This window comes from Streptomyces carminius, assembly GCF_002794255.1.
Taxonomy (GTDB): domain Bacteria; phylum Actinomycetota; class Actinomycetes; order Streptomycetales; family Streptomycetaceae; genus Streptomyces; species Streptomyces carminius.
In genome coordinates this window covers 244,330-263,917 of the sequence record NZ_PGGW01000038.1, presented here as the reverse complement: position 1 = coordinate 263,917, position 19,588 = coordinate 244,330, and the positions used below count along the sequence as shown (strand labels likewise).

Below are 19,588 nucleotides of genomic sequence, written 5' to 3'. Positions count from 1 at the left end.
ACGGGGTACTGCTGGCGAGCATCATGGCCCTTTCCTCGTCACCATCAGGGGCGTTGGGCGCTGTGACGGTTGTGGGCGGGTGCCCCCGCTCGGTGGCCGGAAACCCCGGTGGAACCGTTGCGGACCCTCTGCCGGAATTGTGGCCGCCGGCCTTCCGCGCCCCTGGCAGGCGGGGGTGTACGGCGGTGGCTCACGGCTCGTCTCCACCCGATCGACGCAGACCCGCGCCACGGGCCGGGTGCGCCGTCGGCGCGGGCCCCGGCCGCCGTGGACGGTCGCCGTGGACGGCCCTGCCAGGGCTCACGCCGTGCCCGGCGAGCGGCCCAGCAGGCTGTCGTCGAGGCGGGCCAGCAGGTCCGCCGGGTTCTCGTAGACCTCCACGGCGCCCGCGTCCAGCAACTCCTGCCGGGTCAGCCCGCCGGAGAGCACGCCCAGACAGGGCACGCCCGCCCGCTCGCAGGCGGCCACGTCCCACACGGTGTCGCCCACGAACACCGCCCGGTCGGGGGCGACACCGGCCCGGTCGAGTGCGGAGACCACCAGGTCGGGTGCCGGTTTGCTGGCCTCGACGTCGTCGGAGCTGGTCGCGCCGGCGACCACGTCGTCCGCGCCCACCGCCCGCCGCATCACCGCCAGCTCGTCGCCGTGCGCAGAGCTGGCCAGTACGACCGTCCAGCCCCGCTCCGCGCAGGCCCGCAGCAGCTCGGCGGCTCCCTCCAGCGGGGCCAGCCGCGGCCAGTACTCGGCGTACAGGGTCCGGTGGGCGGCGGTGACGGCCCCGGCCTCCGCCGGATCGTGGTCCTCGCCCAGCAGCCGGTCGAGGAGCTGGTCGCTGCCCATGCCGATGGTCCGGTGGATCAGGGACATCGGCACCCGGCGGCCCGCCTGCCTCAGCGCCTCCCACCAGGCCACGGTGTGCAGATAGGTGGTGTCCACCAGGGTGCCGTCCACGTCGAAGAGCACCGCCCGTCCCGTTCCGCCGCCGCTCATGTGCTGTCCTTCCGCCGGCCCGTGCCGTCCGTCGCACCCGGCTTCTCCGGGTTCTCCAGGTGCCCGGGTACCCGGACGGGCCGCGGTCATGGACGCGCCTCACCCGTCCGGGCCGCTCCAGGCGGACAGGGCGCGGCGGCTGGTGAACCGCCGGGGGCGGCCGGTGACGGGATCGGTGAACTCCAGGACCTTGGCCAGCAGCTGCAACGGGCTGCCGAAGTCGTCCGGGGCGCGCTCGACGGGGCGGGGGTAGACCGGGTCGCCCAGGATGGGGACGCCCAGACCGCTCATGTGCAGCCGCAGCTGGTGGGTGCGGCCGGTGCGGGGCAGCAGCCGGTAGCGGCCGAGTCCGCCGCGGCGCCCGGCCAGCTCGATCCGGCTGACGCTGTTGGGCTCCCCCGGCACCTCGTACGCGGCGATGACCCCGCGCTCCTTGACGATGCGGTTGCGCACCGTGCGGGGCAGTTCCAGGGCCGGGTCGTACGGTGCGACGGCCTCGTACTCCTTGTGCACCCGCCGGTCCCGGAAGAGGTTCTGGTAGGCGGCGCGGTGTGCGGGGCGGACGGTGAACAGCACCAGGCCCGCGGTGAGCCGGTCCAGCCGGTGCGCCGGGCTGAGTTCGGGCAGTGCCAGATCGCGGCGGAGCCGGGCCAGGGCGGTCTCGGTGACATGCCGGCCGCGCGGGGTGGTGGCCAGGAAGTGCGGTTTGTCCGCCACGACCAGGACGTCGTCGCGGTACAGCACCTCCACCTCGTACGGCACCGGCACCTCGTCCGGCAGCTCCCGGTGGAACCACACGTACGCCCCCGGCGTGTACGGGGCTCCCGGGGCGAGCGGCCCGCCGGCGCCCCACACCGCGCCGCCGGACAGCATGGCGTCGATCCGTTCCGGCGGCACCGCGGGCAGCCGGTCGACCAGGTGGTCGCGGACCGTCGCCCAGTCACCGGTCCCGGGCAGCCGGAGGCGGACCGGGTCTATGCCGTGCCGCTGGGGCAGCGGGGCGGGCGGTGCCGTGCGTCTGCGTCTCATCGCGGTGCCCAAGCCTACGCGGGAAGGCGGTACGGAACGGGACGGGCCCGGCGGTACGGACCGGGCATAGGATCGGACCGCCCGTCCCCAGGAGGTGCCGTGTCCGAGCAGGAGACACCCCGTGTTCTGGCCGATCTCGGCGACCGCGCCGACCGGGCGCCCGCGGAGCGCGGCGGCGCCCTGTGGCGGCTGGCCGAGTCCGGCCGGCAGCTCGACGCCAATCTGGTGCGGCTGCCGCCGGGGGCGGCCGTCGGCGAGCACGCCGAGAACGATCTGGACGTACTGCTGCTGGTGGTCGGCGGCGGCGGGGAGCTCGAGGACGGCGCGGGCGGACGGCAGGCGCTCGCGCCCCAGCGGCTGGTGTGGCTGCCGCGCACCTCGCGGCGGTCGCTGCGGGCGGGGCCCGACGGGCTGGTCTACCTGACCGTTCACCGGCGGCGGCCGGGCATGACCGTCGGCGCCCGCCCGCCCTCTCCCGCGGCGGACGCGGTGGCCGCGGCGGACGGCGGTGAGCCGCCGTGCATGCTGGACCGGGTCTGCCCGGCCTGCGGCCGCATGAACGAGACGGCGGGCGCCGTCCGCTGCGAGCGGTGCGGGGAACCGCTGCCGTCCGCGACGGACCGTTGAACCGCGCCGGTCCCGGCGTCAGGCGCCCCGGCAGCTGTAGAGCACCAGCAACAGCAGAGCCGTGCCGGCCAGGCTGATCAGGAGCGAGCCGAGGCAGCCGGACCGGTTGGAGAAGAAGACGAACACGTTCACCGTCCTGTGCGGATACGGCCCGGCGCCCCCGCGGGTCGGAGTGCCGGGCCGCGCGATCGTGGTGGCCGCACCGCTGTGCCGCCGTCCGCCTCCGTACCGGCCGTCCCGCGCGTCCCTCGGCCGGTCCCGGACGGGCTGACCTGCCCTCCGGTACCCGGGCCGAGGGGGCGGAAACCCGCGGGCCGGGCGGGGTGCGGCGGGCGGGGGGACCGCCGCACCCCGGTCACCGGGGTGCGTGCCGGTCCGCGTCAGGAACCGGTGCGGGGGGTGGAGGGGACGGCCGGGGAGCCGGTGGCCGTGAAACCGGACGCCGCCGGTCCGCCGGGGTCCGGCCGCGCGTTCCGGCCGGTGCCCGGCACGGTCACCGGGCCGCCGGAGCGGATGGGCGCGGTGTTCCGGACCGGACGCTGCCGGTCTCCGGCCCGTCCGCCGGGACCGGCGCCGCCCGCCGGCCCTCCGAGGGGGCGGGGACGTTGCCGTGCACCGTCACCTCGGCCCGGAAGCTCCCGGTCCGCCGGTCCGCGGTCCGGTGGTCGGCGGAGTAGGTGAGCCCGTGGCCGAAGGGGAACAGCGGAGTCTTGCCGTCGCCGTCGTTGACGGGCTGCTGGCTCACGGAGCGCATCCAGGTCATCGGCAGTTTCCCCGTCGGCGCGTGGTCGCCGTAGAGCACATCGGCCACCCCGGCGCCCTCGGTGCCGGGCAGCCAGGCCGCCAGCAGCGCGTCCCAGCCGTCGAGCCGCTCCGCGATGTCCAGCGGACGGCCGGAGACGAGCACGACCACGACCGGCACCCCGGAGGCCCGCAGCCTCTCCAGGGTGGCCAGGTCCTCCCGGTCCAGGCCCATCGAGCCGCGCCGGTCGCCCTCCATCTCCGCGTACGGGGTCTCGCCGACGACGGCCACCGCCACGTCGTAGGAGCCGTCGACGCCGTCGCCGTACCGGTCGTAGGTCACCCGCGACGGGTCGGAGGCCAGTGACCGCATGCCCTCCACAACGGTGGTCCCCGGGGTGATGTCCCCGCTTCCGCCCTGCCAGGTGATGGTCCAGCCACCGCTCTGGTGGCCGATGTCGTCGGCGTTCTTGCCCGCCACGAAGACCTTGGCCGACTTGTCCAGCGGCAGGACGCCGCCGGAGTTCTTCAGCAGCACCTGGGACTTGCGCACCGCCTCGCGGGCGAGCCGGCGGTGGGCGTCGGAGCCGATGGTGGCGGTGTAGGAGCGGTCGGTGTAGGGGTTCTCGAAGAGGCCCAGTTCGAACTTCTTCGCCAGGATGCGGCGGTTGGCGTCGTCGACGCGTTCCATCGGGATCCGCCCGGCCCGCACCTCGCCGCGCAGCAGCTCGGTGAACCTGCGGTAGTCGTACGGCACCATGACCATGTCGATGCCGGCGTTCACCGCGTCCCGCACCTCGGCGGCGGTGAAGCCCTCCCGGCCGTCGAGTTGGTCGACGCCCGCCCAGTCCGAGACGACGAAGCCGGTGAAGCCCAGCTCGCCCTTGAGGACGTCGGTGATCAGATGGCGGTGCCCGTGCATCCGCACGCCGTTCCAGCTGCTGTAGGAGACCATCACCGAACCCACCCCGCGTTCCACCGCCGCCCGGAACGGCGGGAGGTGGATCTCGCGCAGTTCCGCTTCGCTCAGCTCGGTGTTCCCCTGGTCGACGCCGCCGGTGGTGCCGCCGTCGCCGAGGTAGTGCTTGGCGGTGGCCAGGATCGAGCCGGGCGCGTCCAGGGAGGGGCCCTGGAGGCCGTCGATCAGCGTGGTCATCGCGCCGGGCAGTTCGGGCTTCTCGCCGTAGGACTCGTAGGTGCGTCCCCAGCGGTCGTCGCGGGCCACGCACAGGCAGGGCGCGAAGGTCCAGTCGATACCGGTGCCGGCGACCTCCTCGGCGGTGGCGCGGCCGATCCGCTCCACCAGTTCGGGGTCGCGGGTGGCGCCGAGGCCGATGTTGTGGGGGAAGACCGTGGCACCCCGCACGTTGTTGTGGCCGTGGACGGCGTCCACGCCGTAGATCAGGGGGATGCCCAGCGGGGTGGAGAGCGCGGCCCGCTGGAACGAGTCGTACATCTCCGCCCAGGCCTGGGGGGTGTTGGGGGTGGGGGCGGAGCCGCCCCCGGAGAGGACCGAGCCGATGCGGTAGGCCGCCAGGTCCGACTGGTCCTCCAGCGCGCCGCGGTCGACCTGGGTCATCTGCCCGATCTTGTCGTCGAGCGTCATCCTGGCCAGCAGGTCCTCGACGCGGTCGTCCACCGGCAGGGCCGGGTCCTCGTAGACCGGTGGCGCGTCGGCCGAGGCCACCGCGGGTGCGCTGTTCAGCGTGCACGCGGCCATGAGGGTCACGGCGGCTCCCGCGGTGAACCTCCGTAACCTGCCGCGCAGCGCGGTCCGTCCGGCGGCCGGTTCGCCGGCTGGTCCGCCGGCCCCTCTCGTCGTCCATCTCGTCACGGCGTCGTCCTTCCGGTGGGGGCGGAAACACACGGTCCGGTGTCTCACCGGTCCGGCCGACGGCCACCGGGCCGGTCCGGACAGTTCCTCGGCGGCGGTGAACTGGTCTCGGGTGGCTCTTCGGTTCTCGTGACTTCTTCGGCGGGGGCTGGTACGGGCCGTCCGGCCCCGGCGGAGGAGACACCGGGGCCGGACGGGTGACCGGTTCGGTGGCGCGCCCTCATCGCGCCACCGAACCGGGGTTCCCGTCCGGGACTCCAGGCGCGGTCGAGCCGGCCGGACGGGCGGTCGGCGGTCAGGGGCGCAGCGGCGGCTCCGCGTTGCGCACCAGTTCCAGGACCTGCTGCGGGAACCACTGGCCGGCGGGCGGGTCGATCATGCCGCGCGCGGGGTCCTCCGGTCCTTCCGTGCCGCGCAGGCACTCGCCGTCCGACTCACCGGGGATCTTGATCCACAGGTGGGCGTCGTTCAGCGGATCACCGGTGGCGGTGGTCGGCCGCTTGCCCAGACCGCGGTCCGGCGGGTTGCACCATTCCTGGGGGTCGGGGTACTGGTCGGTGTCCGGGGTCCAGGGGCCCTGGCCGTTGCGGCTGGTGTCGGTGACGAAGTGGGGCTGGTCGGCCGGGTCAGGGGTGACGTTCTCGTCCAGCCAGGCCTGTGCGTCCTCCTGGTCCCACCACTGGTTCGGACAGTCGGCCGGGTCACCGCCGCCTGCGGCGTACTCCAGACAGCCGGAGACCAGTTCGCCGTAGCGGGCCAACTCCTCGTCGGACCGGTAGTTGGAGGCGTTGAGGTAGAAGCCCCGGGTCTTCTCGACCCCCGCCTCGATCAGTCGCGGCACGATGGAGTTGACGCTGTGCCAGCCGCTGTGGCCGGCGTCGAGGTAGACGGTGGTACCGGGCAGGGCGGTGAGGGTGTCGACGGCGTAGCCGACCTCAGCGTAGCGGGCGGCGGTCAGGGTTCCCTCCTCGTCGTCCTGTCCGCAGTCGGAGGGCAGCAGGGCCAGGGAGTCGGGCTCCAGGATCACCAGCGCCTTCTTCTTGCCGATGCCCTTGGCGACCTCGTCGATCCACGCCTGGTACTCGGCGGTGTCGGCGGCCCCGCCCGCCGAGTACTGCGAGCAGTCCCGGCCGGGGACGTTGTAGAGGGTCAGCACCGGCAGTGCCCGCTTGCGCGCCGCGTCCCGCACGACCTCGCGGACCTCGCCGCGGATGAGGCTGTCGTCGCCCCGGCCGTTGAACCACACGGACTGCGGAGTCCGCACCATCCGTGCGACGGCGAGGGCGTCCTTGTGCTTCCCGGCCCTCACCAGCTCCCGGATCTGGTCGTACGCGTCCGGGTTGGCGGGCGGTGTGTACAGGCGTGTCCCGCTCGGCCTCCGGTCGTCCTTCCCCGCCTCCGGCGAGCCGGCCGCGGCGCCGGCCGTTCCCGTGGTCCCCGCGAGCAACACCAGCGCGGCGGTGGCGACGGCGGCGCTCCCCCGCCCGTTCTCCCGCCTGTTTCTCCGTCTGTGCACGTGTTTCGGCTCCTGACGTGAGCGGTCCGGCGGAGCACTCCCCGAGTCGGTCCCCCTCGTGGGAGCGCTCCCATATCCGCTGCCAGACCTTCTACCCGTCCGGACCGCGCGTCAAGACCCCCCGTCCCGGTTTTCTTCGGCACGGCTCCCGGCACCCGGCGCCCGACCGCCGGCCCGTTGCGGAGGCGAACAACAGTGCCGGTTTCCGCATATGCCCGCGCAGCCGTCGGCGGCCGGCGGCCGCACCGCGCGGCACTCCTCCTCTAGAGTCGGGGACATGACCCCAGCCGAGGGGAGCGTACGGATCGACAGCTGGATCTGGTCCGTCCGGCTCACCAAGACACGATCGGCCGCCGCCGCCGCCTGCCGCGCCGGCCATGTCCGGATCAACGGGGAGCGCGCCAAACCCGCCGCCCCGGTGCGCTCCGGTGACGAGGTACGCCTGCGCCACTCGGGACATGAGCGGATCGTGGTCGTCAAGCGCCTGGTACGCAAGCGCGTCGGCGCGCCCGTCGCGGCGGAGTGCTTCGTCGACAACAGCCCGCCGCCGCCACCGCCCGAGTACACCGCTCCCGCGGCCCGGCGCGAACGGGGCGCCGGACGGCCCACCAAACGGGAGCGGCGCGATCTGGAGCGGCTGCGCGGCCGCGGGACCGCCGACCGGGATTAGCGGGCGAGAACACCACAGCGATTCCGGGTCTTGAGGGACCGGAAGCGGACGCCCGGTGGGCTCTGCGCGGGCCGGCTCGCGCAGAGCCCACCGGGCGTCCATCGGGGAGCGCCGGAAGAAACACCGGTACGAGCCCGAAGCCGGCACGGCACCGGAGCGGTCCGTCCGGCACCTCAGCCCGGCGCACCGCCACCACCAGGGGAAATGCTTCTGCCCGCCGTTCTCGGTGAGTTGTCCACACTTGTTTCCCTCTGAACGGCCATACGGCTACCATCGCCCCGTTCGACGCCGCCCTCACCAGCGGCGGCCCATCACCACAACCACCGCTGGGGAGACATGGCACCGCGCGTCACCGTGCCGGGACGGCAGAGGCGAAGGACGAAGAAGGGCTCGTCCCGCCTGGAATCACTCCGGACAGCCCTGCTCATCCTGGCCGTCGTCCCCAGCGTGGCACTGGCCGCCCTGTGGACGGTCAGCACCGTGCAGCTCGGGACCACCTGGCAGAACCGGGACACCCAGCACACCATCGCCAACCGCGCCGCGTACCCGGCCACGGACGTCCTCCTCGCCCTGCAGATGGAGCGGGGGATCAGCGCCTTCGCACTGAACGACCCCGGCGCCGGCCGCCCCGCCCTGGAGAAGCAGCGCAAGCGCACCGACCGGGCCGTGCGCACCTTCGAGTCCCTCTCCGACATCGAGATCTCCGACACCTATCCGCAGACGCGGGACGGACTGACGGAGATCCGCGGGAAACTGGGCGAACTCGGCGAGATCCGCGCGGCCATGGACGGCGGGGACGCCACCCAGCAGCAGGTCTACGAGCGCTTCAACGGGCTGACCGCCGCCGGCCTCCGGTTCTTCGAGTCCCTCGGCCAGACGGAGGACCTGGAGCTGACCGTCCTCAGCGGGCCCCTGAACAACCTTTCCAGGGCCCAGGAGATGCTCTCCCGCCAGGACGCCCTGCTGGCCAGAGACCCGGACGAGTTCGGCCCCGCCGAGTACGACCAGTTCGTGGAACTGGTCAGCGTCCAGCGGTACCTGGTCGAGCAGGGGTACGAGCCCCACCTCCGCGACAGCGAGGCCGCGGCTTACCGGAAGATGGTCGACGGCGATGCCTGGCAGGCCGTCGCCGGCATGCAGGACGCCCTGCTGCGTTCCTCCGGCAGCAGTGCCTCCACCGTCCTGGAGGACGGCGGGGCCGCTCGCTGGCAGCAGGCGTCCGCCCAGGTGCACGAACAGCTCGGCAGGCTGTCCGGCATACGGGTCGAGTTCGTCTGGGCGGCGGGCGACGCCTCCATGGAGTCGCTGCTGAACCGGCTGGTCACCACGAGCGCCGTCGGTCTGGGCGCGGTGGTGGTCGTCGTCCTGCTCAGCCTCTGGCTCACCAGCCTGCTGCGGCGGCGCGTCCTGGCGCTGCGCGACGAGGCGCTGGAGCTGGAGCAGAAGCTGCCCGGCATCGTGGAGCGACTGCGCCGGGGCGAGAACATCGACGTCGACGCCGAGGTCTCCGAGGTCAGCCACGGTGACGACGACCTCGGCCGGCTCGGCCAGGCCCTCAACACCGCCCGCCGCAGCGCCATCGAGACCGCCGTGCGGGAGACGGAACAGCACCGCGGCTTCGAGCGGCTCCTGCAGCGCATCGCCCGCCGCACCCAGCTGCTCATCGGTCTGCAGCTCAAGAAGCTCGACGAGATGGAACGCCGGCACGAGGACCCCGAGGTGCTGGAGGGGCTGTTCGACCTCGACCACCTCACGGCCCGGCTGCGCCGCTACGAGGAGAACCTGGTCATCCTCGGCGGCGGTCAGCCCCAGCGGCGCTGGCGCAGACCGGTGCGGGCGCTGAACATCCTGCGTGCCGCGCTGGGAGAGGTACGGGACTACCGCCGCATCCACATCGAGGTCGAGGGGCAGCCCTGGCTGTCCGAACGCGCCGTGGGGCCGACCGTCCACATCCTGGCCGAGCTGATGGAGAACGCCACCACCTTCTCCAAGCCCCCCACTCCCGTGGAGGTACGGGCCGGACTGGTGGGACGGGGCCTCGCCGTGGAGATCGAGGACCGCGGTCTGGGCATGGAGCCCGAGGAGTACGAGCGGATCAACCGGCTGATGGCCGAGCCGCCCAGGATGGACATCATGTCCCGGGTCGACGACGTCCGGCTCGGTCTGTACGTGGTCGCACGGCTCGCCCACGGTCTGGGAGTGGACGTGGAGCTGCGTCCGTCGGTCTTCGGCGGCACCCGGGCGATCGTGCTCATACCCGCCGAACTGATCGCGGACGGACCGGGTCCGGACGGGGCGGGAAGTGAGGAGACCGGGCAGACACCGCTGCGGGGGGTCCCGGACCCGGTCCGGGAGACACCCGCCGAACTGCCGGCCCGCTCGCGCGGTCAGGCGATGGGCACGGTAATCTCCGTCCCCGCCCCGCGGGACGAAGCACGGCCCGGCACGCGGCCCCGGTCCTCCGGGGATCCCTCTCCCGACGCCGCGGCGCACCCACTGCCCAAGCGGGTCCGCCGGGCCAGTCTCGCCGCCGAACTCAGGGAGCCGGAGCAGCCTTCCGGCAGCACCCCCCAGGAGGAAACCGGACCGCATCCGCAACCCGCCCGCTCCGGCGCCGCCATCGGCGCCTTCCAGCGGCAGTCCCGCGCCGCACACCGACAGTCCTCCCCAGACGGCCACCCCCCGACCGGCGGCAGTACGCCGGGCCGTAACCAGAACGCGACGGAAGACCCACGATGACACAGCGAACCACCGCCACCGACCAGGACCTGGACTGGCTGCTGGACGGACTGGTCGATCAGGTGGCGGGCACCAGGCACGCCATCGTCCTGTCCGACGACGGGCTGGTCGTCAGCCAGTCCCGCACCATCGATCGCACCGACGCCGAACGACTCGCCGCCGTGGCCACCGGGCAGCAGAGCCTCGCCCGGGGAGTGGACGAACTCTTCCGCGGCGGGCCGGTGCGTCAGGTCATCGTGGAGCTGGCAGACCTGTGGCTCTTCATCACCGCTGCCGGCAAGGGGACCCATCTGGCCGTCGTGGCGTCCCAGGACGTCGACGCCGAGGTGATGGCGGTCGCCATGCACACCCTCGTCCAGCAGGTCGGCCAGAAGCTGGGCACCGAGGCCCGTACCGACGGCACGGTCACGGACGGAGGCTGATGTGGGTGGCCACTGGACGGACGACGACCCGGGATACGAGGAGGCCGACGACTCCCTGGTCCGGCCTTATGCCATCACCCGTGGCAGGACTGTTCCGGAACGTGGTGACCTCGGTCTGATCACAGTGGTGACCACCGTCGAGCTCCAGGGCGACCAGCCACCGGTCAGAGGGCTGGAGCCGGAGCACCAGGCCATTGTGGAGCAGTGCCGCGGGTCGGCCGCCGTCGCGGAGATCGCCGCGGCGCTCGACCTGCCCGTGTCGGTGACGAAGATCCTGATCGACGACCTGGTGTCGCTCGGCAGGGTGACGGTCCGGCCACCGCTGGTGGCCCGGGAAAACGGTGGACTGAACGTGACTCTTCTGCAGGCGGTGAGGGATGGACTCCGGAAACTCTGATCACCCGGCCGGGCGGGGGGACGGCCCAGCCACCCCCTCGGCCGTCAAGATCCTGATCGCCGGCGGCTTCGGGGTGGGCAAGACGACCCTGGTCGGAGCGGTCAGCGAGGTGTCTCCGCTGCGCACCGAGGAGTACCTGACACAGGCGAGTGTCGGCGTCGACGACATCGAGGGACTGACGGACAAGAGCACCACGACGGTGGCGCTCGACTTCGGCCGGATCACCATCCACCCCGAACTGGTGGTCTACCTGTTCGGCACACCGGGCCAGGAGCGCTTCTGGTTCATGTGGAACGACCTGGTGAACGGTGCGCTGGGCGCGGTCGTACTGGTCGACACCAGACGGCTGGACGTCAGCTTCGCCTCCATCGACTTCTTCGAGAGCCGGGGCATCCCCTTCGTGGTGGGGGTCAACTGCTTCCACGGCCACTGCGACCGCACCGCGGAGGAGGTCCGTGAGGCCCTCGACCTGGATCCCGGCGTCCCGCTGCTGATGGGGGACGTACGGCGCCAGGATGTCGGCCGCGATCTGCTGCTCGCGCTGGTCGATCTGCTGTTGTCCCGGCCGGCGCCCGTGGGCACACCGGCGGGCTGACCTCGCCCGCCCCGGCCACCGGTCGGCCTCGCCGTACCGGTGGCCGGGGTGGCCCCCGCCCGGATCCCGGCCGGCCGGAGCGTGCGCCGTCCCGGACTCTCCAGCCATAAAGCGGCACCCTCCGGGCAGGCGGCCAGTAGCGCGCACCGAACGGAAGGAGAGTGCGACGATGGCGCACATCGACCCGAACCCCCCGGATCCGGTCAGCGATGCCTGGAACACGGTGGCCAGCTACTCCGCCTACGAGGAGGCCCAGGCCGCGGTCGACCGGCTCTCCGACGAGAAGTTCCCCGTGGAGCACATCGACATCGTCGGGTCGGACCTGCGCCTGGTCGAGCATGTCACCGGCCGGATGACCAAGGGCCGCGCGGCTGGGCTCGGCGCCGCCAGCGGTGCCTGGTTCGGCCTCTTCATCGGTCTGCTGGTGGGATTGTTCACCCCCGGTCCCGCCTGGCTGGGACTGATCCTCGGTGGTCTGCTCATCGGCGCGCTGTGGGGCGCGGCCTTCGGTTTCGTCGGTCACGCGGCGACCGGCGGACGCCGTGACTTCTCCTCGACCCGGTCCCTGGCCGCCGCCCGCTACGACGTCATCGTGCGCGGCGGACACGCCGATCAGGCCCGCACCATCCTCCAGCGCGAGGGGCTGACCGGAACCGCCTGAGACGTCCTCACCCCTCCTCACGGGCGGGGGCACCACGCCCCGCGCCGGTTCAAAGTCCCGGCTCCGGACGTTCCCCGGCGCGCCACCGGGAGCCGGACGGTACGGGCCGCCGGTCAGCCGGCGGTCCCGGTGGCCCGGTAGGCCCCGGGGACGGCGGCGGTGTCGGCGGCCCCGGAATGCCCGGCACTCCCGGGTGACGCGGCCAGGGAGACGCGCTCCACCGTCCGCCGCTCCTCCGCGGGGTGCTGCCCGGCAGGGGAGGCGGCCCGGTCCCGTCCGGCCGCGGCCCCGGACATCGGGGTGACGGCGGAGACCGGGGCGGAGGCCGCGGAGCCGCCGTCCCGCCCGGCCGCGTGACGGCCGGCCTCGGCTCCCGGAGAACCGGCGGACGCCGGGGCGGCGCTTCTCGAGCGGTCCCGCTCTACCGCGGGGACCGCGGCCGGACCAGGGCCGGGGGGCACGACCGGAACGGTGGCCCGGGTACCGGACCCGGTGCTCAGCCGGTGACTGACGGCTTCATCCAGAGTGACGGCACGCTGGAGCCGGTCGGCCAGCCGTCCGGCCTCCGCGCCGAGGGCGGCGATGTCCGCCCAGTCCAGGTCGAGCACCACGTGGAGTTCGGCCCTCCCGGACGGAAGGGCCCGCAGGGGAAGGCTGCTTCGCTCTGTCATCGGCATGTCCTCACGGTGGGCGGCAGACGGAACGGCCCGTGCCCCGCCGCGAGCGCCGCAGGGCACGCGAAGGGGTACGCAGCGGCGGCCCCGCCCGTTCATCCGCCTGGCCGTGTGCCCGGTGGCCGGGCCGTGAGGCGGGGTTTCCAAGTGCTCCCACGGCCGTTACAGTTCTGCGTGGGAGCGCTCCCACGCCGCTCGGCCGAGAGCGGGACCGGTTCCCCGGGCCCTGGTACGACCGGGCCCGGCGGCCACCGCGACCGGACACGACCGGGCCCGGAAGGCACCCGCCGCACGGCTTCCCCCACACCACGGCACCGCCGGAACCGTCCGCGCCCGTGGGCGGGCGCACCGCGCCGCCACGGACCCCGCCCGTCCGGCACTTCCCAAGGAGATCGACATGCCCCCCACCGCACGGCTCCTTTCCCGCCGCGGCTTACTGGCCGCCCCGGCCGCCGCCGCGCTGACCCTGGCGCTGTTCTCCCCGGCCGGTTCCCCCGCCGCCGCCGAGAGCGCCGATGCCCCCGCCGCGGCAGGCTGCGCGACCGCCGGGACCGACGGCTTCTGCGACGACTTCGAGTCCCAGACCGGCTCCCAGCCCTCGGGCCGCTGGACCGCCGGCGCCCCCAACTGCTCCGGCACCGGCACCGCGAGCGTGGACTCCTCGGTGGCCCACAGCGGCGGCAAGTCACTGCGGATCAACGGCGGGGGCGGCTACTGCAACCACATCTTCGTCGGGACCCCGCTGGACGACGTGGACACCTCCGGCACCTTCTGGGCCCGCTTCCAGGTGCGGCACACCACCCCGCTGCCCGCCGCCCACGTCACGTTCGCGGCCATGCACGACGCGGGCGAGAACAAGGACCTGCGCATGGGCGGCCAGAACAGCGCCCTACAGTGGAACCGCGAGTCCGACGACGCCACCCTGCCCGAGCAGAGCCCCAACGGCGTGGCGATGAGCCGCCCCCTGCCTGTCAACACCTGGACCTGCGTGGAGTTCCGGATCGACGGTTCCACCGGGCACCTGGAGACCTGGGTGGACGGCGAGGCCGTGCCGGGCCTGGCCGTCGACGGCACCCCCACCCACGACATCGACGGCCAGTGGCTGCGCAAGCCCGGCTGGCGCCCCTCCCTCACCGATCTGCGGGTGGGCTGGGAGAGCTACGGCGGGGACACCGACACCCTGTGGTTCGACGACGTCGCCGTCGGCAGCTCCCGCATCGGCTGCTGACCGGGGCGTGCACCGCGCCCCACTCCCCTGCGCCCTCCCCCACTCCCGCCCCCACGGTGAGAAGCCCCGGCGCACGGCCGTCACCGGCCGTGCGCCGGGGCGCCGGGGCCCCGGGAAGGCTGAGAAGGCGACAGGACGCCGCTCCGTTCAGCTCCTGTTCGGCCCGCTCCTCCGCGCCCTTCCCGCCGCGCCGGTCCGCGCCGCCGCCGTGGGACCGCGGTGCAGCAGCGCCCGTTCCACCGCCGTCCACACCGTGGTCGTGGCCAGGTAGAGCCCGGCGGCCAGCGGTACGAGCGCGGCGGTGACCAGCGTCCCGAAGGACAGCAGCGGCAGCACCTTCACCAGCCCCGCCGCCCCCGGCACCGTCTGTTCGAGTGCCGGGTCGACCGCCGCGCGCGCCCTTCGGTACGACCACAGCGCCACCGCGGCGAGCACCCCGAACAGCGCGAGGTACACCAGTCCCGGCGCGCCGAGCACCCCGCCGTCGGCGAGCGCGTCGGTCCAGCGGCCGCCCAGCGGGGCGGGGCCCAGCCGGTCCGCCAGCAGTCCGTTGGGCTCACCGCCCACCCGCGGAGCCGTGAACAGCCGGTACATCACGAAGAAGACCGGTAGCTGGAGCAGCGTCGGGGCGATCCCGGCCAGCGGCGAGACCCCCTCCCTGACGTGCAGTTCCAGCAGGGCCCGCCGGAGTCGTTCCGGATCCCCGGCATGCCGCTTCCGCAGCCCGGCCGTCTCCGGGGCGAGCCGGGCCCGGGCCTTCTCGCCCCGCACCCCCGCCCGTGCCAGGGGGTGCAGCAGGGTGCGTACGCACATGGTGGCCACGACGATCGCGACGGCGGTCGCCGAGGTGGCGAAGAGTGGTTCGAGTGCGCCGGTGAGCAGCGCGAAAAGCTGGGCGACAGTGCGCATGAAGGGGATCCCTCCCGGGGTCTCGTCGTGCCGGACGGAGCTTTTTCGGCGTGACGAGCCGTGCGGACACGGCCCCCGGCCGGGGTGCTCCGGGGCGTCCGGAGATCCGGGAGAGGAGAGCCGCGGCTACCCGGCCGTCGGGAGGGGACGGCCGGGAGCCCGGGGCCGGGGCCGGCCCGCGGCGTCGGGATCGCGCTGCGGCAGGAAGGCGGTACGGCGTTCCCGGTCGCGCAGCGCGGTCCGGATCCGGGCCGGCGGCGCGGGCCGGGCCAGACGTGCGGCCAGGAGGGCGGCCACGGCGAGGGCGGTACCCGCGGCGGCGGTCGCGGCGAGTGCCACCGCGGTGGTCGCCAGGCCGCCCTGCCCCGGTTGCAGACCGGTCAGGAGCGCCAGCAGGGTCAGTACTGCCGGGGGAACCAGCAGGAGCGGCGAGCGCGGGCCCGTGCCCGGCCGCCACCGACGGAGGGAGGGCTCACGGCCGGTCGAACCGCCGTACGGCATCCGCACCTCCCCGCGTCCGCGCCGCCTGGCCCGCGGGCGCGGGAGCGGCTGCGGACGATGTTAGCCCAACCGGTCCCGGCCGGGACCGGTTCCCTCCGCCGCTTCCAGGACTACTCCCGGAGCGCGGCCGGCGACCAGTCGGGACGGCGCCCGCCGAGGCCGACGACCCGGTCCAGGAGCGGGGCGCCGGGCGGCACCCCGACCACGGGGCCGAAGATCCCCTCCCGTCCGGTCCCGTCCGCCGACTGCTCCAGCAGTCCGGCGGAGACCCGCAGGCTCGCCTCGTCGCAGCGGTACTCCTGGCCGGTGGCGCGGGCGAGGTCCCAGCCGTGGAGGAGGAGTTCGTTCAGGGCGACCCGGCCCGCGACCTCGGCCGGCAGCGTGACACCGCCCGCCTGAGTGACGCCCTCCCAGGCGCCGGGGTCGCGCCACGCCGTGACGAGTTCGTGCAGCCGGCGCGGGATGTCCTCGCGCCAGTCGGCGGGCAACAGCGCGGCGGAGGGCCGCCGGACGGCGGGGTCGGTCCCGGTGGCGGCGCCGAGGTCCTTGCGCGCGGCGTCCCGGAAGGCCACCGACAGGCCGTGGACGTGGTGCAGCAGGTCGCCCACGGTCATCCCCTCGCACGGGGTGGGCGCGGTGAGCCGGTCGCCGGGGACGCCCGCCACGGCGCGCATCATCCGGCGGGCCACCGGTTCCAGGTCGGGCGGCCGGAATGCCGGTGCCGGAGCGGTCATCTCTGGTTCCTCCTCCTGACGCGGGCATGCGGCTCCGCACACCCGGGGACGCGTACACCGTGAGGACCGGCCCGGCGGCCGGAACTCATCGCCGCCGCCGGAAGAGGCGCGAACAGATTTGCGATCGACTGGCATGATCGCCACCGCACCGGGTAGCCGCCCGCCGTTCGTCCCTTCTTCGCACCCCGAAGAGGGGACGCCATGTGTCACCGCGTGACAGCACCGGTACGCTACGCGGCCGGCCGCCGCACGGCGCCCGGCGTGACACAGGAATCACAAGAGGCACAAGTGCCGGCGATGCCGGCAGCGCAGAGAGGGAAAGTCCTGTGACGACCACCGCCACCCGAGCCGACCACCCGCCGATCTACGGAAGCCTGGTCGAGGAGCTCGGCGACGTGCTCGCCGAAACCCGGGAAGTGGCCGAGCGAATACAGCGTGAGACCCGGGAGGTCCTGGACTGGAGAGAGCCGGGCGCCCGGCAGCCGCGGCCCGAGTGAACCGTGCCGCGGCACGGGGAGTCAGCCGGTGGCCGGGAGCGGGACCAGGAAGTACTCCCGGCCGTCCCGCCCCACCACCCGCACCGGGTGGGAGGGGAGCGCGCCGAAGACGGCCGCCGCCACCTCCTCCGGCGTGTCGGCGGCGCTGAGCGGCGGCCGCAGGGCGGCGCGGATCGCCGCGCGGGACTTCTCCGAGGGGGGCTTGCGCCCCGCGAGTGCGGCGCACTCGTCGATCTGCTCGTCGCTCAGCTCCGGCCCGTACCCCTTGCGACGCGCCTCGGCCGCCACCACGGTGGCCAGCGCGGCGCGGTTGTGGTCACGGCAGACGTCACCCGGGGTGCCTCTGGGCTGGAAGTGCCGGGCGGTTCCGATCGAGGACAACGGCGGCCTCCGTGGAGCGTGCGGGGAACCCCCGGGGCATGAGGGCGAGCGGCCGCGGGGTCGTACCGGCCCGGCCGGGAGGGGGGAGAACCGCGGCCGGAACCGGTACGGATGCGGCACGCCGGGGGATGGCGCCCGCATCCTCTCCAACATCGGGCCGGATCCGGATGTTCCCCGCCTTCCGGAAATTCCCATCGAACAGGGGTGCTTTCCCCGGGTGGCGGTACGAGGGCTGGGTAGCCGAGCGGTATGAGGACAAACCGCCCCTTCTCCTTCGTGTTTCCGGGACGGCGGGCGAGTCTGGTCTGGGCCGCCGTTCTCGCCGTGGCCGTCGCCCTGCTGGGCCCCGCGGGCGGTGCCCGGGCGGCCACGGACATCGAGGAAGTGGCCGCGGCGCTCCGGGAGACACCGGTCTACGTCGATCCCGCCGCCTCGGACAAGCTCTCCGCCGCCGAGGCCGACCGGCTCGCCGGGCAGATCCGGGCCGGCGACGTGCCGGTCTATGTCGCCGTGCTGCCCGACGACGCCTCCTACGACGGCGACGCCGTCTTCGACCGGCTGCGCTCCGAGGTGGGCCGCCCCGGCGTGTACGCGGTCGCCCTGGGCTCGCGGTTCGGCGCGGCGTCCGACTCCGCGGTCCTGCGGGGCTCCACGGCGAGCTCGCTCGCGCAGCGCAACCTCCGGGAGCACGCCGACGACCCCTACCGCATCCTCAGCGGCTTCGTCACCGATGTGCAGTCGGCCGCGCGGGACGGCGGGGCCGGCGGTTACCGCGACCGTGATCCGGCCGGTGGCGGGTCCGGCGGTGGCGGCGGCGTACTGGTGGGCTTCCTGGTCGTGCTGGCGGTGTTCGCGCTGGGCGGCCTGTTCCTGACACGGCGCTCGCGCAAGCGGCAGGAACAGGAGGAGCGGGCCGAGCTGGAGCAGGTGCGGGCCGCGGTCGAGGAGGACATCACCGCCTACGGCGAGCGGCTGGACCGGCTGGACTTCTCCCCCTCCGCCCCCGGTGTCACACCGGAGATGCTCACCGACTACGAACACGCGCTGGACGCCTACGAGAAGGCCAAGCAGGCCTCCGGGGCGGCCCGGCGCCCCGACGACATGCGGGCGGTGACCGAGGCGCTGGAGGACGGCCGGTTCTCCCTCGCCGTCCTGGACGCCCGGCGGGAGGGCCGGGAGCTGCCCGAGCGGCGGCCGCCGTGCTTCTTCGACCCCCGGCACGGGCCGTCGGTACGGGACGCGGAGTGGACGCCCCCGGGCGGCTCGCCCCGCGAGGTGCCGGTCTGCGCGGCCGACGCCACCCGTATCGAGGACGGTCTGGACCCGGCGGTGCGCACGGTGCCGACCGCCACCGGTGAACGGGTGCCGTACTGGGACGCGGGCCCGGCGTACGGACCATGGATGGGCGGCTACTACGGGGCCTACGGCTCGATGATGCTGCCCGGCCTGCTGTTCGGCACGGTACTGGGCAGCAGTCTGGGCGGCTGGGGCTACGGCTACGGGCCCGGCTGGGGCTACGGCGGCGAGGGCGGCTACTCCGGCGGTGGCGACTTCGGCGGCGGTTTCGGCGGTGGCGACTTCGGCGGCGGTTTCGGCGGCGGCGGTTTCGGCGGGGACGGCGGCTTCTGAGCCGACGCCCCCGCGCGGACCGGCCGCTCCGGGCCGTCAGCCGGGCCGTCAGGCTGTACGGCGCCGGAAGAGCACCGCGGACGCCGCGACCGAGACGGCGAGGATTCCGCCGCACCAGGCCAGCGCCAGCCAGGGGGCGCTGCCCACCGGCCGGTCCAGCAGCAGTCCGCGCAGCGCCTCGATGACGGGTGTGACCGGCTGGTGCCGGGCGAAGCCGTGCAGCCAGTCGGGCATGGTCTCCACGGGCACGAAGGCACTGCTGGGGTAGGGCAGAAACAGCACCAGGAAGGTGAAGCCGCTCGCGGCCTCGGGGGTTCTCGCCAGCAGCCCGACGGCGGCCGACAGCCAGGAGAAGGCCAGGACGTAGGCCGCCAGGACGCCTGCCGCGGCGAGCCGGCCCGCGGCGCCCGCCTCCGGCCGGAAGCCGATGGCGAAGGCGACGGCGAGCACCGCGGCGGTGGCGACGGCGTTGCGCACGACACTGGCCGCCACGTGCCCGGCCAGGACGGGGCCCCCGCCGACATCCAGGGAGCGGAAGCGGTCGACGACGCCCTCGGTCATGTCGCCGCTGACGCTGACGGCCGTCGCGGCCGCCCCGTAACCGGCGCACAGCACCAGCACCCCGGGAACGACGTATGTGACGTACCGGGTTCCGGTCTCGATCGCGCCCCCGAAGAGGTAGACGAACACCAGCATCAGCATCACCGGCAGCAGCAGCGAGGTGACCAGCGCGTCGACGTTGCGCGCGGACAGCCGTACGCAGCGGGCGGCCATGGTCACGGCACGGGCCGGGGCGCCGGGCGCGGCGGCCCGG

At 74.1% G+C, this 19,588-nt stretch carries 20 protein-coding genes; 10 read left to right on the top strand and 10 right to left on the bottom strand.

Annotated elements, in window-relative coordinates; all coding sequences use genetic code 11:
• Positions 1–300 precede the first annotated feature (300 nt).
• A complete protein-coding gene (locus CUT44_RS10125; protein WP_100200301.1) occupies positions 301–990 on the bottom strand; it encodes an HAD family hydrolase in 690 nt (229 codons plus the stop codon).
• A gap of 99 nt (positions 991–1,089) precedes the next feature.
• Positions 1,090–2,019, bottom strand: a complete 930-nt coding sequence (locus CUT44_RS10120) for a pseudouridine synthase (RefSeq protein WP_100200300.1) — start codon at positions 2,017–2,019, stop codon at positions 1,090–1,092.
• Positions 2,020–2,118: 99 nt separating this feature from the next.
• Between CUT44_RS10120 and CUT44_RS10115 the strand changes: the two genes are divergently transcribed.
• The gene (locus CUT44_RS10115) at positions 2,119–2,646 is read left to right on the top strand and encodes a hypothetical protein (RefSeq protein WP_100200299.1); all 528 of its coding nucleotides are present in this window, start codon (positions 2,119–2,121) and stop codon (positions 2,644–2,646) included.
• 493 nt (positions 2,647–3,139) lie between these two features.
• Here CUT44_RS10115 and CUT44_RS10110 read toward each other — a convergent pair whose 3' ends face one another.
• Positions 3,140–5,107 carry a glycoside hydrolase family 3 protein gene (locus tag CUT44_RS10110; RefSeq protein WP_100200398.1) on the bottom strand — a complete coding sequence of 656 codons (1,968 nt, stop codon included), beginning with the start codon at positions 5,105–5,107 and terminating at the stop codon, positions 3,140–3,142.
• 409 nt (positions 5,108–5,516) lie between these two features.
• Positions 5,517–6,737, bottom strand: a complete 1,221-nt coding sequence (locus tag CUT44_RS10105) for a glycoside hydrolase family 6 protein (RefSeq protein ID WP_233221103.1) — start codon at positions 6,735–6,737, stop codon at positions 5,517–5,519.
• A gap of 277 nt (positions 6,738–7,014) precedes the next feature.
• Here CUT44_RS10105 and CUT44_RS10100 point away from each other — a divergent pair, with 277 nt between their 5' ends.
• From CUT44_RS10100 to CUT44_RS10075, 6 genes are all read left to right on the top strand, one after another.
• Positions 7,015–7,407 (top strand): RNA-binding S4 domain-containing protein, encoded by a 393-nt coding sequence (locus CUT44_RS10100; protein WP_100200298.1) that lies wholly within the window; start codon positions 7,015–7,017, stop codon positions 7,405–7,407.
• Between the two features lie 336 nt (positions 7,408–7,743).
• Positions 7,744–10,146, top strand: coding sequence for a sensor histidine kinase (locus tag CUT44_RS10095; RefSeq protein ID WP_100200297.1), 2,403 nt, complete (start codon positions 7,744–7,746; stop codon positions 10,144–10,146).
• Positions 10,143–10,568 (top strand): roadblock/LC7 domain-containing protein, encoded by a 426-nt coding sequence (locus tag CUT44_RS10090; protein WP_100200296.1) that lies wholly within the window; start codon positions 10,143–10,145, stop codon positions 10,566–10,568. Before CUT44_RS10095 ends, CUT44_RS10090 begins: the two co-directional genes overlap by 4 nt.
• A gap of 1 nt (position 10,569) precedes the next feature.
• A complete protein-coding gene (locus CUT44_RS10085; RefSeq protein ID WP_100200295.1) occupies positions 10,570–10,965 on the top strand; it encodes a DUF742 domain-containing protein in 396 nt (131 codons plus the stop codon).
• A complete protein-coding gene (locus CUT44_RS10080) occupies positions 10,946–11,560 on the top strand; it encodes a GTP-binding protein (RefSeq protein WP_100200294.1) in 615 nt (204 codons plus the stop codon). The genes CUT44_RS10085 and CUT44_RS10080 overlap by 20 nt, the downstream gene beginning before the upstream one ends.
• Positions 11,561–11,729: 169 nt before the next feature.
• Positions 11,730–12,221, top strand: coding sequence for a general stress protein (locus CUT44_RS10075; protein WP_100200293.1), 492 nt, complete (start codon positions 11,730–11,732; stop codon positions 12,219–12,221).
• Between the two features lie 113 nt (positions 12,222–12,334).
• Here the strand turns inward: CUT44_RS10075 and CUT44_RS33025 are convergent, their stop codons facing one another.
• Positions 12,335–12,892 (bottom strand): hypothetical protein, encoded by a 558-nt coding sequence (locus CUT44_RS33025; RefSeq protein WP_158239553.1) that lies wholly within the window; start codon positions 12,890–12,892, stop codon positions 12,335–12,337.
• 400 nt (positions 12,893–13,292) lie between these two features.
• Between CUT44_RS33025 and CUT44_RS10065 the strand changes: the two genes are divergently transcribed.
• Complete coding sequence (locus CUT44_RS10065; RefSeq protein ID WP_100200292.1) at positions 13,293–14,123, top strand: hydrolase; 831 nt, start codon at positions 13,293–13,295, stop codon at positions 14,121–14,123.
• 147 nt (positions 14,124–14,270) lie between these two features.
• Here the strand turns inward: CUT44_RS10065 and CUT44_RS10060 are convergent, their stop codons facing one another.
• The 3 genes from CUT44_RS10060 to CUT44_RS10050 form a co-directional block, all read right to left on the bottom strand.
• Positions 14,271–15,032, bottom strand: a complete 762-nt coding sequence (locus tag CUT44_RS10060) for a YidC/Oxa1 family membrane protein insertase (protein ID WP_100200291.1) — start codon at positions 15,030–15,032, stop codon at positions 14,271–14,273.
• 126 nt (positions 15,033–15,158) lie between these two features.
• Positions 15,159–15,533, bottom strand: a complete 375-nt coding sequence (locus tag CUT44_RS10055; protein ID WP_233221102.1) for a DUF6412 domain-containing protein — start codon at positions 15,531–15,533, stop codon at positions 15,159–15,161.
• 110 nt (positions 15,534–15,643) lie between these two features.
• Positions 15,644–16,267 (bottom strand): TIGR03086 family metal-binding protein, encoded by a 624-nt coding sequence (locus CUT44_RS10050; RefSeq protein ID WP_100200290.1) that lies wholly within the window; start codon positions 16,265–16,267, stop codon positions 15,644–15,646.
• A 326-nt stretch (positions 16,268–16,593) separates the two neighbouring features.
• On the opposite strand from CUT44_RS10050, the gene CUT44_RS33500 reads away from it, so the two are divergent.
• Complete coding sequence (locus CUT44_RS33500; RefSeq protein WP_199185559.1) at positions 16,594–16,764, top strand: hypothetical protein; 171 nt, start codon at positions 16,594–16,596, stop codon at positions 16,762–16,764.
• Between the two features lie 21 nt (positions 16,765–16,785).
• Here the strand turns inward: CUT44_RS33500 and CUT44_RS10045 are convergent, their stop codons facing one another.
• Positions 16,786–17,145, bottom strand: coding sequence for a hypothetical protein (locus CUT44_RS10045; RefSeq protein WP_100200289.1), 360 nt, complete (start codon positions 17,143–17,145; stop codon positions 16,786–16,788).
• A 249-nt stretch (positions 17,146–17,394) separates the two neighbouring features.
• Between CUT44_RS10045 and CUT44_RS10040 the strand changes: the two genes are divergently transcribed.
• Complete coding sequence (locus CUT44_RS10040; protein WP_100200288.1) at positions 17,395–18,774, top strand: hypothetical protein; 1,380 nt, start codon at positions 17,395–17,397, stop codon at positions 18,772–18,774.
• A 48-nt stretch (positions 18,775–18,822) separates the two neighbouring features.
• Here CUT44_RS10040 and CUT44_RS10035 read toward each other — a convergent pair whose 3' ends face one another.
• Positions 18,823–19,548: an ABC transporter permease gene (locus CUT44_RS10035; RefSeq protein WP_100200395.1), complete on the bottom strand. Its 726-nt coding sequence runs from the start codon at positions 19,546–19,548 to the stop codon at positions 18,823–18,825.
• Between the last annotated feature and the right edge of the window lie 40 nt (positions 19,549–19,588).